This is a genomic window from Priestia megaterium (assembly GCF_041941685.1).
GTDB classification, from domain to species: Bacteria; Bacillota; Bacilli; order Bacillales; family Bacillaceae_H; genus Priestia; species Priestia megaterium_C.
Window position 1 is genome coordinate 32,137 of record NZ_CP130961.1, and the last position, 16,272, is coordinate 48,408.

The following is a 16,272-nucleotide window of genomic DNA, read 5'->3' on the forward strand; positions in this document are numbered from 1 at the left end:
GAGGTTATTACATAACTAGATTATTAGATGCTAGAACATCTCAAAATGCTAGTATTGCTAACTCTATTTCTATTCCTGTTTCTATTCTCTCCCAACCAGGATTATTTGGACAAATTGGGCTTAATGTTTCAGGAGCCACAGGTCCTATTCGTACTCAATTAAGCGGGACAGTTGCTTGCCAATTACCTCTTCTACCTGCAGCAACAATTATTACTCTTACAATAGTCAGAGGAACTGCCCTTACTGATCCTGTTGTTTATTCCTCTTCAGAATCCTTAAATATAAATCTATTAGGCCCCCAACTTTTTACCTTCACAGCTTCTGATTTTAACATCCCTGTTCCGGCTTCTGGCCTTTTAGTCTATACCGCATTTATCGGCTCAAATCTACTAGGAACCGTGAGAGTGGGACCAGAGAGTTTTAATGGTATTGCTTACTCAGACTAATACTAAATAAAAATCTTGTCACTTTTCCCCTCAAAATGGGAGAGCGTAAAATATCTTGTGTAAATGAATAAATACAAAAAGGAAGACCTTTTCTTGTAGAATTAAGTCACCACAACCAATTCAAAGAAAAAAGGTCTTCCTATGAATCAGTTTACAACAGATCTTGTTCAAGCTCTAGTCCAAAAAGAAGATGTGACGGAAATTTTCCGTTCTCACTTATAAAATGCGGTTAATACGCTCTTAGCGAGTGAATTGACGGCTTTTTTGGACTACGAAAAATATGATCGTATTGGATTTAATACGGGGAACTCACGAAATGGTTCTTACGAACGGACGCTGCACACAGAGTTTGGAGAACTTCGTCTCGTTATTCCTCGTGATCGGAATGGCGACTTTAAGCAACAGACGGTGGCTCCTTATAAACGAGCCAATGATACGCTTGAAGCGTTTGTCATTCATATGTTCCAAAAGGGTGTAACGACAGCTGAAATTGCCCATCTAATGGAGCGCATGTATGGTCATCACTACACGCCTCAAACCATTTCAAATATGACAAAGGTGATGTCTGAACAGGTAGAAGCCTTTCGTGATCGAACCTTGTGCGCACGTTATGCGTGCGTTTATTTAGATGCTACGTACATTGCCTTGAAACAGGATACGGTGTCAAAAGAAGCTGTCTATATTGCAGTTGGCATTCGCGAAGACGGTTCAAAAGAAGTACTTGGTTATACAATCGCCCCTAACGAATCCGCCTTTGTCTGGAAAGAACTTTTAGAAGACATCAAATCTCGTGGCGTAGAGAAGATTCTGTTGTTTATTTCCGACGGGTTAAAAGGCATCTTGGACAGTGTCTTCTCTGTCTATCCAGCTTCTTCTTATCAAACATGCTGCGTCCATCTTTCACGGACGATTGCTCATAAAGTTCGTGTATCCGACCGAGCTGAAATCTGTGAAGACTTCAAATCTGTGTACCGTGCAGAAAGCCTTGAAATGGGCCAACAGGCCCTGCATTCGTTTGTTAAAAAGTGGAAGTACAAGTATCCAAAAGTGACAAATCCATTGCTCAATAACCCTTATTTATTCACGTTTTATAGCTTTCCTAAGTCTATTTGGCGTAGTATTTATTCTACCAATCTCATTGAGTCGTTTAATAAACAAATCAAGAAATATAGTAAACGTAAAGAACAATTCCTTAACGAAGAGTCACTTGAACGGTTCCTCGTTTCTCAGTTTGACCAGTATAATCAGCGCTTTGCGACAAGATGTCATATTGGTTTCGATCAAGCTCGCGCAGAGTTACAAATGATGTTTAAAACAAACTAGTGAATAACGTCTATAAGAAAAAGAAATTCGTATTTACACAAAATTATTGACGGTCCCTCAAATGGTGAACCTAAATAATATAATTGTTTAATTCCCTTATCCATTTAATTACGTTAATTTCATCTATAAAATATAAAAAGCACTTTCCCCAAGAAAAGTGCTTTTTCCCTATTTTCAGGAAAGTAAATAACGAATAAATTTAGCTAAATATATCCATGAGTTTAAATAAGACGTAATAATCTTTAGAACTCTATATAATTCGAGTGTACTCTAAAACTATTAACTCAAGGAACCGTTTTTTAGACTATCCCTCTCTTTTCCTGCTAGTAACCTCTTAGTAGATAAAAAAATCCAAGATTATTACGATTATCTCTTTGTTTTAGTTTGTAGCGTTAAAAAAATAACTCATAATTATGAGCTAAGTAGAGAAACAAATATTGCGATTAACACTTGAATTGCTACTTGAATATTTAAAGCAACATCTGCATCTGTTGTATTGACTTTTACATTTATTGATCCTTCGATAACTGTTTTTTGACTATTTCGTTGTTTAGTCCCCAATAGTGCTGTCATTTCTTCAGCTACAATTTCACCCTGATTGACATTACTTGTGAGAATGGCTACAACGGCTGCAATAGCTACCTGAATAGCAACTTGTAGTTGCACCGCTACTTGTGCATCTGTTGTGTTTACTTCAACACATTCAGAATCTTTAACAATAATCCATTCAAAGGATCCTTGTTCAATTGAACTTACTGCATCTGCTTCCTGATCGATAACTGCCCCATTATGTGTTCCAGTTTTACAATGGTCCAGTGCTCTCCATTTTTGTTCACCCATACTATTTCACCTCTTTAAATTTTTAATTAAATAAGAATTAAGAACTAAGGACAGAAACAAATACTGCAATTAGTGCTTGAATTGCAGCCTGAATGTTTACAGCGACATCTGCATCAGTTGTTGTAATTTTGACATCTTTTGAATTTACAATGACAATTTTTTGTTTGTTAGTTTGCTCAATATTAGCGTGCGCCAGTAAGTCTTGAGCTATAACCTCAGAGTTCGCAACATTACTGGAAAGAATAGAAATTACTACTCCAAGGGCTACTTGGATAGCAACTTGAAGCTGCACAGCTACCTGAGTATCTGTTGTAGTAACTTCAATGTCGCATGAATCTTTAATCCAAATTAATTCAGTAGATTCTTGATCTACAAATGAAAATGCATCTGCTTCTTGCTCAATAACTGCATCCTCTTTACTCTCGTCCTCAAAATGATTATCGCTTTCAAATAAATGGGAAAAATGATCATCCTCTTCTAATTCGAAACGACTTTTGTGATCATGATCAGAATATTTCTTTTTACTTCTTTTCTTTACTTCACGAGACTCATAACGTTTATGAGTTGGCATGATTAACACTCCTTTCCTTATATTAAATAATATATGATTTTTGAAATGAATAGGATTGGGCTAAACCCTAAGAGTTTATGTCCAATTTTAAAATAGAAAAAACGCCTAAAAAAGGCGCTTTTAAGGGGAATCAGAATTACTTTGGTTTTGTTTTTGGAGAAGTGGCCTTGGCTCTATCAGCAAGTGCATTGGATTGCTGTTTTAATTCTTCTAACAAATCGAAGATTAGTTGCTTTTGTTCATCGGTTACTTGCCCTTTAACATTCTCTTTTGTAATACCGTGTTTTTGAAGAATGTTTAGCATCATTAATTCCATAAGTCTGTTAGGGGTTTCCCCAGGTTTTTGATTTGAATTATTCAAGTTACCTGCTCCTTTCATGATATTTGCCATAATAATATATGTATTTACTGCACAAAAGGAAACTCCTGAGTTCGACCTTTATTCTCAAATATTATAAGTTTTAAAATGATGCCAGGGGTATATCATATCCAATATAGGGGTAAAAGTATATGTGGAGAAATTTATCTTATAATAAGGTCAAGTTATTTTTTTGAATAATAAAAAAATAATAATATCATATATTTATACATAAGATATTTCCCTTATGTTTTCAACAATTTTCTTACAGTAATTATGAAAAGAGTTGGTGAAAATGGCGAAGAAAGCAAAAAAAATAAATGTTAATTTTAGCGATAGTGGAGCTTCTAACGATCAGCTATATGTAATAGATGAGAATAATAACGTAATTTCTGTCGTTAATGCAACAACAAATAATGTAGTTTCTACTATTCCTGTAGGCCATCAGCCAGTTAGCCTAAATGGGAATCCAAATAACAATCGGATTTATGTAACAAATGGAGGGAGCCAGACGGTTTCTGTAATTGACGGGGCAACAAATACTGTAATTGCTATCATTCCAGTAGGAATTCAACCGGCCGGTGTAGGGATCAACCCATATATCAATCGAATTTATATATCAAATAGGGGAAGTAATACCATTTCTGTAATTGATGGATTAACTAATACTGTAATTTCTACGATTTCGGTAGAAACTTACCCAACTGATATAAATGTCCATCCATATATCAATCGAATTTATGTAACAAATGAATTTAGTAATACCGTTTCTGTAATTGATGGGTTAACTAATACTGTAATTTCCGCGATCTCAGTGGAATCTCAACCGTCTGGTATAGGTATAAATTCGGCCACTAATCGAATTTATATATCAAATAGGGGAAGTAATACTGTTTCTGTAATTGATGCAGTAACAAATACTGTAATGGCTATTATTCCTGTAGGAAATCAGCCTACCAGTATAGAGGTTAATTCATCCAATAATCAGATTTATGTGACACACGAAGTAGAAAATACAATTTCTGTAATTGATGGACTAACTAATATTGTAGTTGCTACTGTTCCAGTAACATCTCCTATGGCTAACATCGATGAGGACCTTTCTTTAGAATAATCTAACCTTATAAAATTTATAAGGAGTAACAATTTAATGATTAGACAAAAATATATATAATTGAGCATGTTATTATAAGTATATTGATAATATTTGTATTAAAATACCATTTAATTTGGTATCACAAAATTCCTTTTTAAGCGGCGTATCTCCGGATATAGTGAGTAAATAAGGGTTAACTACTATACTATAAGATTCGTGCCAAAATTAAATTTAATTCGAATTTCCTTTGTCACATTCAATTAAATTTAATTTTTATGTAAGTGGATTAAAAAGCCATAGGTTTGAAGGGGACTGACCCCATAGAGTGAGACAAATAAAAAAAACACCTTTAAGTAAAAAACGGGTATGTAGTACCTAACAATAACTTGGAGGTGTTTTTTCTATGGGAAGAAGAGTTAGCTATCCAGTAGAAGTGAAATTAAAAGCAATTGAAATGAGATTGGCAGGAGTACCAATTAAAGAAGTTATGGAAACTTTACAGATCCGCAACTATACACAGCTCAAAACATGGATGAGGTGGCATAGAAATGGAGAATCCTATCGCCTGGCACAGCCCGTTGGGCAAACATACACCCCTCGAAAAGGGGCTCATTCTCAAGATACTCCATCAAAGTTAGAAGCTGAAAATCGATATTTAAAACAACAGATTGAAGTCTTAAAAAAGTACAAAGAGTTGGAAAGGGAGTGGTACCAGAAGTTGTATTGAACTTAGTAGAAGAATTAAAAGAGAAACTGCCTATCTCTCAAATCTGTCAGTGTCTGGGTATTCCTCGATCAACTTATTATCGTTGGCAGAAAAATGAGCAAGGAGAAGAAACAAAGAGAAAGAAATGGATAGAAGGAAAAGTTGGTGAACAGTGCCGTAAACATAAATTTCGATATGGCTATCGAAAAATTACAGCGTTACTCAATCAAACCATGCATATCAACCATAAAACAGTGCAGCGTGTCATGCAGAAATACGGTTGGCAATGCCGAGTTAAAAGGAAGAAACGGAAACAAACAGGACAACCTTATCAGGTTGCAGAAAACGTGTTAAACCGTAATTTCCGAGCAGAGCGCCCTCTTCAAAAGCTGGTTACCGATATTACCTACTTGCCTTTTGGACCTAAACAGTTGTACCTTTCAAGTATTCAAGATTTATTTAATGGCGAAATCATTGCGTATTCAGTGAGTGATTGTCAAAACGTAGAGTTTGTTTTAGATACATTAAGTCAACTCCCTTCTTTACCTCAGGGATGTACGTTGCATAGCGACCAAGGTTCGGTTTACACATCATATGCGTATCAACGAAAAGTCAAAGAAAGAGGCATCATCATGAGTATGTCCCGCAAAGGGACACCTGCAGATAATGCCTCCATTGAATCGTTTCATTCCAGCCTAAAGTCTGAAACGTTTTACCTCGACGAGTTAACATGTACTACGACTGCCATCGTAGAACAAACTGTCGAAAGCTACATTACTTATTATAACCATATCCGTATTCAAACGAAACTAAACAACCAGTCACCGGTACAATACCGACAACTGGCTGTTTAAAAGGTGTTTTGATCCCTGTCTCGAAATCAGGGGTCAGTCCCGAAGAGCCTTGGCTTTTTTTGTATGCTCCTAGACTAATTAAGGGATAACCAAGAAAAATTACATATTCTCGCGTTAATTTAGTTCTTATAAAAAAGCACCTATATATATCACTTAAACCATTGTTTAAGAACAAACGCTTTTCAATTCCCTCCCCTTTTCCACTCATAAGTAATTATTTGTTAGGTGAAAATTTTAAAATATACAATCGTTCTAAGTTACTGTCATCAAGGAAATTGAAAAATTTATAACTATTAGTTCTCCGCCAATGACAGTTTCTAAAAGTACAAGTACTTCATATATTAAATATAATACGGAACCAGGAGGAAAGAAAATGAGAGATTGTATATTAGTAATTGGAGCTCATCCTGATGATGAACTATTAGGAACAGCAGGAACCTTAAAAAGATTTGTAGATGAAGGTCATCAAGTAATTTCAATCGTTGTGGCTTTAGGAAGAAAAGAAGAAGCACACCACATTCAAGAATTAGGAAAGCTTGCAAACAAGCAGCTTGGTATTGATGAAGTGATATTCCTTGGGCATCCCAATTTAGAGTTAGAATCAATTCCCCTTCATTTATTAACGAAAGAAATTGAAAAATTGATTGAAAAATATAAACCTAGTAAAATATTTACCCATCATTATGGTGATCTAAATATTGATCATCAAATTACATTTAAAGCAGTATTAACAGCAACTAGACCTCTCCCTAATAAGGAACCAATAGAGTTAATTACATTTGAAACTGTATCCTCTAGTGAATGGAATGCCTCAACTTCCGATAACCTATTTAAACCGAATTATTTTGTTGATATCACAAGTAATATTGATGCTAAAATTAGTGCACTTAAATATTATGACGTTGAAATGCGAAATTTCCCTCACCCCCGTTCCTACGAAGGAGTTAAACATCTAGGCAGAGTTCGAGGCATGACTATTGGTGTGCCTTATGCGGAAGCTTTTGAAGTGATAAGAAGGGTTTGGAAATGATAAGAGATCTTATTTTCCCTTACCCTTATATCATTGAAAAAATGGATGAATACTATAAACCTAACCTCCCGTCAGTGAAAATTAGAGAAGACTATAGAACAAATAAAAGCCCTCAAAAACGGCCCTCAAAAAAGAAACTCACTATACTAATCGCTACATTTTGGGACTACCCTCATATAGGAGGATTGTCCAATTATATTACAGAACTCAGTAAAGGTTTAAGAAAACAAGGCCACAAAGTTGATGTTATCTCCCCTAATCTATTCCCCAGTGCAACAGTAAAAAATTTACGAGAGGATATTACCCCTAAATTAAAGGAATTCTTCCTTAGACGATATGGAAGTTATGATAAAAAAATCTTATCTAATAGTCGTCTCTTATATGTATATGAACGGATGCTTCAAAAAATAGATCTAGAGAAATACGATATCTTTCATGCACAGGATATATTTACAGCAAATATTCTAGGAAGATTTAATGCAAATTACAACAAGCCTTTATTTTTCACCCCTCACGGAATGTTTACTTTCAAGAGATTAAAATTCAATTTAATGGAAAAGGGTTCTATTGAAGAAACCTATTATAAAGAGCTAGAGAGGAAAGCAATAGAGTTTGCTAGTCAGCTCATTATTCTTAGTGACTCATTCCGTGATTCATTAACAGAATTAGGAGCAAAACACGAAAAAATGACAACAGTAATAACAGGTATTAATTATCCAGAAAAATACTACAAAAAAAAGCTGGGGCCCCAAGAAAAACTTGTAATTACATGTGTCGCTAGATTAGGACCAAGAAAAGGGCATAACTATTTACTTAGTGCATTATCAAATATTAGGCAATATACAAATAATGTTGAAGTATTAATAGTTGGCGATGGTGAAATGCGAGAAACTTTAGAGAAACAAGTGCATTCCTTAGATTTATCTATAGTGAATTTTTTAGGTTCAAGAGACGATGTACCTTATATTTTAAGCAAAACAGACATTTTTGTACTTCCAACAATTAACGATAGCTTACCAATTGCGATTATTGAGGCTATGCATAGTGGGACGGCAATAATTTCAACAAATTGCGGTGGTATTCCGGAAATTGTTAAACATGGTAAAACAGGAATCGTTATTGAACCTGGGGATACAGAAGAACTAGCACAAGCATTAAGATTTTTCATTGTTAATAAACAAGCTCGAGATAAAGCTAGTACTAATGCATTCAATTTTGCCAAAACACACTTAACCACAGATGGAATGATAAGAAAAATAGAAAGTATATATAATAAATTTTAAAGGTGGCTAAACCTTATGAAACATGAACATTGTGCAGTTGTACTTGATTTGAGTGCAAACGGGGTTGGAATAATACGAAGTTTATCTAAAAAAGGGATAAAAGTATACGCTTTTGATACAGAGAGAGCTTATAAGATAGGAAAATCCCGTTTAGCGACTTGTGATATATGTCCCAATCCTTTAACCGAAGAAAATGAATTGCTCACTTTTTTAATCAATCTTTCTCAAAGTATAGGAAAAAAACCTGTATTGTATGCAGGTTCTGATGATTATATTGTTTTCATTTCAAAAAACCGCAAAGAATTGTCTAAATACTTTTTGTTCTTACTTCCGGATCACTCCTTAATTGAAGAAGTTTTGGACAAAGAGAAGGCATATGAATTGGCTTTAAAGCATAATATCGCATGTCCTAAAACATATATCGTGGAAAATGAAGACCACTTTGAAGAAGCGATTGCTAATCTTGATTTTCCTTGTATCCTCAAGCCAGTTCTTGGCCATGAATTCAGAAAAAATATTAACAAAAAAGCTATATTAATAAATGATTTAGATCAATTAAAAGCTGATTACCAGATCTATAGGGAATATGGAAAGCTACTCATTCAAGAAATTATTCCTGGAGATGATAATTGCTTTTATAAAGTCGCTACTTTCTACGATGACAATATGAAATTAATGGCATTATTCTCCTTACAAAAAAATCACCAATTTCCTGCAGAGTTTGGAACGGGTGCACATATTATAAGTAAGCGAGTTCCAGAGCTTTTCGATATATGTTTACCCTTTTTTGAAGAAATTGAACTTAAAGGCATTGGTATGGCTGAATTCAAAAAGGATCCGCGAGATGGTGTTTACAAATTCATTGAAATAAATCCACGTTTCTGGCTAACACACAGCTTAACAGAACCTTCTGGTATTAATTTTGTCTATATGTATTATTTATATTTAACTAAACAAAATCCCGAGCCCATCTTCTATCAAATAGACGGGGTTAAATGGATATATCTAGTGAGATATTATCTGACTTTTCTTCAAAAAAGAAAAAGAAAAGAAATGAGTTTTATTGATTTTTATAAAGGTTTTCAAGGAAAAAAAGAGTTCGCCCTATTTGCATGGAATGACCCAATGCCATTTATTAGAAGTACATGTTCCCACTTAGTTAACGCTTGGAAACAACAAAGGAAGGAATGAAAATTGTGTATGAACCTAAATTATTATACAAACTATTTACGAAATTAAAGATTTCCGAAAAGCTTTCTTATTCCATGGGCGAAAAAGTTATCATTGATCCTACTAAAATCGAGTGCCTGAAATCAACCAAAAGAAGCAGCATATATAAATTATTACTTCGAAAAAAAGTGGTTACTATCCAATTATTTTTAAGGTCTATAGTTCAACAACTCAAAAAAATGAAGTTGAAATTAATATATATAAGAAACTCCACCCACTGTTGAAAGAATTTTTACCTCAAATTTACCTCATAGAAAGGAATTTAAATGAGGATTGGGTATTTATGGAATTCGTTAATCAAATACGCGGTCAATTAAAATTTACTCCAAAACATTTAGACTACATTATTCCCACGGTTGCTAAACTTCATGCTCGCACATTTGAAGACAAATTCAAAAAATACAATGCTGCTTGGAGTTCTTGGCTTCCAACTTATGATTCCTCATCAGCAAGAAAGGAACGAGAAAAACACATTGAAAAAACGGTCGTTTTTCTCGATGAGGCAGTTAGCGATGACAGAACAAAAGATTTAATAAAACCTTATTATAAATCCTTAATAAAACTATATAGTAAAGGTCCGGATTTTTTCCCTGAAATACTGGAAAGTGGTTCTGCTCTTACACATGGAGATCTTCATATGCAAAATATATGTAGTAAAGATGTTACCAAAGATGATCCCTGGAATATTCAGTTCATTGATTGGGAGTCAGCAAGATATGCTCCAACATGGTTTGATATGGTAGTTTTAGTAGAAATATTATTAGGATTCAGAGCAGATTGGCAAAAATACGCCGAAGAAATTCGAAATCATTGTATAGTAACTTACGTTAACGAAATGAAAAAGCATGGAATTAAATTTAAAACTGATCCAAGAGATCTTTACAAAATGGCTTATTTACAAAGAACATTAGAAAAAGGATTGCACACCCAATTACGAAGAATATTTGATAACCGTGGAGGCGAGTTACTAGGTTATCATCTAGAAAAAGTAGCAATTTGGGGTAGGGAATTAGGAATAGATTGATATATAAAAAGTAAGTTATCAATCTCTATAAATAACAATTTTTCCGGAGAGACATTTAAAAATGACTCTCCGGAAAAATTAAAAAATAGGCTGTAATATTGAATATTTTTCCGTATAGTACAAGCAATTTTACTGTAGAAAAATAGAATATAATATGAAAGGAGGAAAGCAATATGAGTAAATCTTATAAAAACAAAAAAGAAGGCCAGCATTACGATTTAAAAGTCATCCATGACGCTAGCAAAGACAAACATGACTGTAAGTGCAAAAAAGATAAATATGAAGAAAAAGACGAGTACAAGTACAAGTACAAAAAAGACAAATACGAGTCTAAGGACAAAAAAGATAAATGTAAAGAAAAAGACGAGTACAAGCACAAAAAAGACAAATACGAGTCTAAGGACAAAAAAGATAAATGTAAATATAAAAGCACAGATTACGATACAATGTATCCGTAAATAATCCTTTTTTAATTATCAAATAAAATTCAATTAAATTTCTAAATAAATATCCCTTTTTAATCACAATTCATGATTAATAAAGGGATATTTTCCACCTAAGTATTATACATATTCATTCTCCCAGATGTTTGACTCACCTAATTTGTCTCAAAAATGTAAAGAAGCAATCTTTATAGCTTCAATAAGTTAGCAGCAATACCACATAACGTTTCCTAAAAATAGTCTTATGAAACTTTACTAATTCCTCTAGTAACATAGCAGTTTGTAAAATAGACCCTAAGTATGTATGTCTTTAATTACAGTAATGTTTTGTGCTTTGGTAAGTTATGTAGGAATCTTTATTAGAAAATCAGTTTGTGTATAGTTAGTATAATAGGATTACACCTAACCTTTTTATTTAAGTCGATTAAAAGAGTGATTAGTTACTCATAATATGTCTCTTGGTTTCTAAACTTTTCTTTAGTATTCGTGAGAATCCAAACCTTAAGGATTTAATATTTTAACAATCAGTAGTATCTTTAAGTTTTAAAGTAATTCCTACTGTTTTATTACTTTTTGTAAATAACACCCTTTATTATTAAATATATTCCAGATAAAATTACATAACCATTCCTTCATTAGGCTTGAAAGAATGGTTATGTAGCTTCTATTAATAGTTACATAAAAAAAGACATATGAATGTGAATATTATCCTTTTTTCCACAAACTAATAATTCTTACCGTTGCACCAGAATCTTTGTGCTCACTTTTCTTTTTTTTCTTTTTAGAAGAAAATTCTTCTGTATTCTTTTCATCGTCCCAGTATTCTTTGTAACCCATAATAATAGCACCTCTCTTCCAATTTTAATAATATTATATGTAAAAACAAGCAATCGGAAAGGGTACTTGTACCATATTTTCAAAAAAATTTCTGATTTAAAATAACATTTAAAAAATAAATGTTTAGGAATTTCTTTAATAACACCAAATAACAAATTATAAGTCAACAGATTATCAAGACAATTAACATCAGCTAGAATTATTAATTTACAATACAAAATATATTTTCTAATTAACGGACAAGAATCCAAGCATCTTATTAATCCAAGAATAAGATATAAAATATGAAAAAATAACAAAATTCACTTCTCCCTCGAGGAATACATCCTGAAGTTCAATAGAAAAAGAGTCATAAGATACTCGTCTAAATGCTAACTTAAGTAAATTAATGAATCTTTTATACATTTATAAGTAGAAGGTTCAAGTCATTAACATTTAAGTTACCTAATAGTAATAACAATGAAGAAATCACCAGCTCAGATTTTGAAAACATGATTCTTCATTTTTAGGAGGAATAGATTTGAAAGATTTTTCACCAACAATCAATCATAAACACAATAAGGTTATTCGAAAGGAAGACTTAAAAGAATATGAAATAATCGGGGACGGAGCAGATGGTATAGTTTATCAACTAACATCTGATCGGTGTATTAAATTTTTTTTTAAAGAAGAAACACAACAAAGAGAATTGGAAGCACTGCGAAGAGGCCAATCATCTCCAGTAATGCCACGTCTTTATCAATATGGTGCAAACTTTATAGTTATGGAGTATATAAAAGGATTCTCACTCGCACGATACCTAAAAAAGCATGGACAGTTAACGAAGCCTCTAGTTGAGAAGATTTTAAACATGTTGGATGAACTAAAAAAATTAGGGTTCACTAGATATGATGCAGAAATACGCCATGTGTTAATCAACGAGTTAGGGGATTTAAAAGTTATCGATCATAAAAGGGCTTTTACTTCTGACCAACCTGTACCTGTTAAATTATTGAAAGGATTTAAAAAACTAGGATTAACAGATGAGTTTTTGAAATTTGTAAGAGAAATTCGTCCATCCGTCTATGATGAATGGAAAAAATATAAGTAAAGATATTATTATTTCATTATGCAGGTAGTAGTGAAAGGATAATTCATAAAAACAAAAGCTAATATTAATCTTTTAATTTTATAGGATATCCTTTTCACTTTAATGTAAAGTCCCCATAATCAATAAAGACAATTTTCCCTTTCTTTGTTAAGGCTAAATTAGGTCTTACTAAATCTTTAGGTCTTACTCCATATTGTCTAAACCTCTTTTTTAAATACTTTAATTGGTTATCGTAATCTTCAGTTCTAGGTACGGGGATTGTCATTTTTTTCATTATGATCCACCCATATCCCACTTCCTTAATTGGACACAGATGTTCTTTTAACTTAGCATGACAGTACTTATATATTATGAATTCATTTTTATTACTTTTAAGTCCTAACTCTGACGTGGCAACCTTTAATACATATCCATTTTGAAGATCATAAGTGACCCGTTCGTATCCATATCCAATTACTTTATAATCTAATTTTAGGGTTCTCACAGCTGCTTTAGTCATCCACCCTGTATTTTTTGTTTTATACTGCTTCATCTTCGTTATCCACAAATTAATGGACTTTATATCTTTATCACGCAAAATAGCACTTACCACTTTTCCTCCTCTTTTCTCTAAAGGTTCGATTATAATAATATATTTAAAAGAAATTTTCCTATTAATTCAATAAAAATATTAATACATCTGTGTTGAGTTCTAAATAGGTTTTGAAATTGAACTTTCTCGTTTATTATGAGTTATTAAGAAAGGGTTTAATAACTTACAAGGCAATCGTATAAGGGGGTAAAGATAAAATTAACAAGCTGAAGAAGTTCAAAGGAATGTGTAAGTAATAGAGAAACTGTTCTATTCATCAATTTAAAGACATTTTTATATAGGGGAAAGAAGGCTTACTTAGAGATAATAATAGTTTAGATGAAATTAAGCTTAAACTAACATTCATATTGCTTAGGGAAATACTTTTACTGCTGAAAAGCTGGTACTCCCATCCGCTTGTATCATGCCAGCAACGCTACTTCTCATCCCTACTACAACCTGATCTCCCGCATTTAACCAAAAGGTTTCACTTGCTGTTATAATTCCTGGTCTTTTTGCTGCAAAAGCTTCATTATCTCTCCCTTCAGTTTCTCCCTTGTTGGTTATGAGAAAAACTATATCTAAGTTATATGGGCTACTATTAAAAGGTTTAAATTTAACTGAGGATGAAAGGGAATATACTCCACTTTCTCTCGGGACAAAAGTAGAGGTATTTAGATCATATTCATTTGCCAAATCATATTGTTCAGTTTGAAAACGAACCTTGCTAGCACTGTTAGCTTGGAGAGGAATATCTACATTATTAATAGCTCTAAAAGCAGAAGCTCCTGCTCTTACATCGTTAACATACGGTCTATATACCCCCTCATAATTATGAGGAATATAATAATTTTTCATTTCATCAACCCCGTTTCCTGTATTTTTATATAGTTTATTCCTTTATAGAAAAAGGGTTAGTATTCTTAGCCTACTATAGGCAAAAATACTAATTTGATACTCTTTTCTTAGCATTCTCTGCAATAGCAAACCCATCAAGCTATGATAAAAGTTGTTACCGATATCAATTGTTAAATGTAAAAGATAAATCTCAATTGGATTCCTTCTAATTTATTATATATACAAAATTCCTTTCTTTTTGTGCTTGTCCAGTTACGCCAAATTTCTGTGAATTCAATAAATAACTTATTTTTTAATTCACTAAGTAAGAAAAAAAGTATGTTCTGCTTTCGAAATTCTTCTATATCTTCATAAACACTTATCTTATCTTATCTTATAAGGAATAAATCTGTTCCTCCACTTTACTCGAGCAAGAGGGTCTGCATATGCAAAAACCCTCTTACATTATTGTTATACATTATGTTTACGTTCTTTTATCATCTGAAAAATAAACTCTTTGTTATTTTCTAAGAGCTCTTTGGTAGTTGTATTATGGTTCTTGGCATGACGAGCGAAGTTAGTTTTACTGTACCATTGGTGGCATAAAGGACAAGGTAGTTCATTTTCAACTTCATAATGAGCTGACGTCCAGCGACTAGAAAAAGAAGAAGAGCTATTTGTAATTTTTTTTATATACGGTGTATTCTCATCTTGTATAGATTTTTGTATTCGTCCTGTAGTTGCAGCAACTTCGTTTGTAGTCGTTGTGTATAGATTCTCTTCTAACTCTTCTCTGATGAGTAAATATCCAGCTTCCGACATTGATAGCCCTAACTCATCACAACGCTCCCGGAATTGCTCATATATACTTTCTGGCAAGCGAATTGGTAACACTTTACTTGCTTCTTTTGATCTTGATTGACGAGCATACTTATCTAGCTTTCCCACCTTATCACCTCGTGTATACAATTTGTATACATATTCAGCACTTGGTCCTCATGTTCCTGCCATCTATTCAAATACATTTTGTATACGTTCTGTGTTCGTAGATGATTTTCCAATAACTATTAATATGATAATAGAAACCAATAGATAGTTTTTCAAGAAATCATATTAAATACTATTTTATCAATTAATAAAAATTAACAATTAACTTTTATTAAGATATATTTATAATCTTTTTATTTTTATATAGATATTATAAAAAATACTTTGTATAAATTAATTTTAATTATTACTTTATTTGTAGAAAAATCTCCTATTTGTCGTCACTTAGAGTAAATGATAAAACTATTAATTTTTTATAGATATTTTATCATTTACTTATTAAAAATTAATGTTTTTTAAATTGTTTTTGATGACATATATTAAGTTAAAAACATTTATATATTAATGTAAATTTAAAAAAACTTAGAATTGATAAGTTTTTTATTATTTTATTGGTGCATTTTATAGGTAGTTATAAAGTGATCCAAGAAAAATAAAATATAATCTAGAAACAAAATTCTGTGTTTTACTGGCCCCCCCCAATTACCTAGGAATCGTTTTTTAACGACTAAGTAATTATAAAATGCTTTTAAGGAAATAATGTGTAACTACAGATAATATCCTATTTTTTTATTAGTACTATTTTCTTGGGCTAACATGTTTATAAAAGGTGCACTTTTTTATACATCCTTTATTCAAACGCCCTTAGAATACTATCGAATCTACGATAGATAAAAAGCTGCGTA

Annotated in this window: 15 protein-coding genes and 2 pseudogenes; 10 read left to right on the top strand and 7 right to left on the bottom strand. The window is 32.5% G+C overall.

The window, feature by feature from the left end:
• The first annotated feature begins 11 nt into the window (after positions 1–11).
• Together Q5794_RS28795 and Q5794_RS28800 are read left to right on the top strand one after the other, a co-directional pair.
• Positions 12–446 carry a hypothetical protein gene (locus Q5794_RS28795; protein WP_374989460.1) on the top strand — a complete coding sequence of 145 codons (435 nt, stop codon included), beginning with the start codon at positions 12–14 and terminating at the stop codon, positions 444–446.
• A 141-nt stretch (positions 447–587) separates the two neighbouring features.
• Positions 588–1,769 (top strand): annotated as a pseudogene (locus Q5794_RS28800) (IS256 family transposase).
• 411 nt (positions 1,770–2,180) lie between these two features.
• Here Q5794_RS28800 and Q5794_RS28805 read toward each other — a convergent pair.
• The 3 genes from Q5794_RS28805 to Q5794_RS28815 all read right to left on the bottom strand — a co-directional run bounded on the left by Q5794_RS28805 (position 2,181) and on the right by Q5794_RS28815 (position 3,541).
• The gene (locus Q5794_RS28805; protein ID WP_214986361.1) at positions 2,181–2,609 is read right to left on the bottom strand and encodes a spore coat protein; all 429 of its coding nucleotides are present in this window, start codon (positions 2,607–2,609) and stop codon (positions 2,181–2,183) included.
• Positions 2,610–2,646: 37 nt separating this feature from the next.
• Positions 2,647–3,180: a spore coat protein gene (locus Q5794_RS28810; RefSeq protein WP_214986359.1), complete on the bottom strand. Its 534-nt coding sequence runs from the start codon at positions 3,178–3,180 to the stop codon at positions 2,647–2,649.
• Positions 3,181–3,316: 136 nt separating this feature from the next.
• Positions 3,317–3,541 (bottom strand): hypothetical protein, encoded by a 225-nt coding sequence (locus Q5794_RS28815; RefSeq protein ID WP_251034025.1) that lies wholly within the window; start codon positions 3,539–3,541, stop codon positions 3,317–3,319.
• 292 nt (positions 3,542–3,833) lie between these two features.
• Between Q5794_RS28815 and Q5794_RS28820 the strand changes: the two genes are divergently transcribed.
• The 7 genes and pseudogenes from Q5794_RS28820 (at position 3,834) to Q5794_RS28850 (ending at position 11,219) form a co-directional block, all read left to right on the top strand.
• Complete coding sequence (locus tag Q5794_RS28820) at positions 3,834–4,652, top strand: YncE family protein (protein ID WP_268587753.1); 819 nt, start codon at positions 3,834–3,836, stop codon at positions 4,650–4,652.
• Between the two features lie 385 nt (positions 4,653–5,037).
• Positions 5,038–6,194, top strand: a protein-coding gene (locus tag Q5794_RS28825; RefSeq protein ID WP_328261356.1) for an IS3 family transposase whose coding sequence is annotated in 2 segments (ribosomal slippage) — positions 5,038–5,308 and positions 5,308–6,194 — 1,158 coding nt in all. Because the reading frame shifts where the segments join, the coding sequence is not laid out codon by codon here.
• Between the two features lie 373 nt (positions 6,195–6,567).
• Positions 6,568–7,224, top strand: a complete 657-nt coding sequence (locus Q5794_RS28830; RefSeq protein ID WP_268578206.1) for a PIG-L deacetylase family protein — start codon at positions 6,568–6,570, stop codon at positions 7,222–7,224.
• Complete coding sequence (locus Q5794_RS28835) at positions 7,221–8,507, top strand: glycosyltransferase family 4 protein (RefSeq protein WP_374989453.1); 1,287 nt, start codon at positions 7,221–7,223, stop codon at positions 8,505–8,507. Before Q5794_RS28830 ends, Q5794_RS28835 begins: the two co-directional genes overlap by 4 nt.
• 15 nt (positions 8,508–8,522) lie before the next feature.
• On the top strand, positions 8,523–9,698 hold the full coding sequence (locus Q5794_RS28840; RefSeq protein ID WP_374989454.1) for a carbamoyl-phosphate synthase: 1,176 nt from the start codon (positions 8,523–8,525) through the stop codon (positions 9,696–9,698).
• A gap of 5 nt (positions 9,699–9,703) precedes the next feature.
• A pseudogene (locus Q5794_RS28845) lies at positions 9,704–10,761 on the top strand (phosphotransferase).
• A gap of 173 nt (positions 10,762–10,934) precedes the next feature.
• The gene (locus tag Q5794_RS28850; RefSeq protein WP_374989455.1) at positions 10,935–11,219 is read left to right on the top strand and encodes a hypothetical protein; all 285 of its coding nucleotides are present in this window, start codon (positions 10,935–10,937) and stop codon (positions 11,217–11,219) included.
• Between the two features lie 690 nt (positions 11,220–11,909).
• On the opposite strand, the gene Q5794_RS28855 is transcribed toward Q5794_RS28850, so the two are convergent.
• Positions 11,910–12,041 (bottom strand): hypothetical protein, encoded by a 132-nt coding sequence (locus tag Q5794_RS28855; protein WP_374989456.1) that lies wholly within the window; start codon positions 12,039–12,041, stop codon positions 11,910–11,912.
• A 520-nt stretch (positions 12,042–12,561) separates the two neighbouring features.
• On the opposite strand from Q5794_RS28855, the gene Q5794_RS28860 reads away from it, so the two are divergent.
• Positions 12,562–13,131, top strand: a complete 570-nt coding sequence (locus Q5794_RS28860; RefSeq protein WP_097812329.1) for a kinase — start codon at positions 12,562–12,564, stop codon at positions 13,129–13,131.
• A gap of 94 nt (positions 13,132–13,225) precedes the next feature.
• On the opposite strand, the gene Q5794_RS28865 is transcribed toward Q5794_RS28860, so the two are convergent.
• The 3 genes from Q5794_RS28865 to Q5794_RS28875 all read right to left on the bottom strand — a co-directional run bounded on the left by Q5794_RS28865 (position 13,226) and on the right by Q5794_RS28875 (position 15,487).
• Positions 13,226–13,723, bottom strand: coding sequence for a hypothetical protein (locus Q5794_RS28865; protein WP_097812328.1), 498 nt, complete (start codon positions 13,721–13,723; stop codon positions 13,226–13,228).
• Positions 13,724–14,074: 351 nt separating this feature from the next.
• Positions 14,075–14,560, bottom strand: a complete 486-nt coding sequence (locus Q5794_RS28870) for a hypothetical protein (protein ID WP_374989457.1) — start codon at positions 14,558–14,560, stop codon at positions 14,075–14,077.
• Positions 14,561–15,010: 450 nt separating this feature from the next.
• A complete protein-coding gene (locus Q5794_RS28875; RefSeq protein WP_214986342.1) occupies positions 15,011–15,487 on the bottom strand; it encodes a hypothetical protein in 477 nt (158 codons plus the stop codon).
• Positions 15,488–16,272 lie beyond the last annotated feature (785 nt).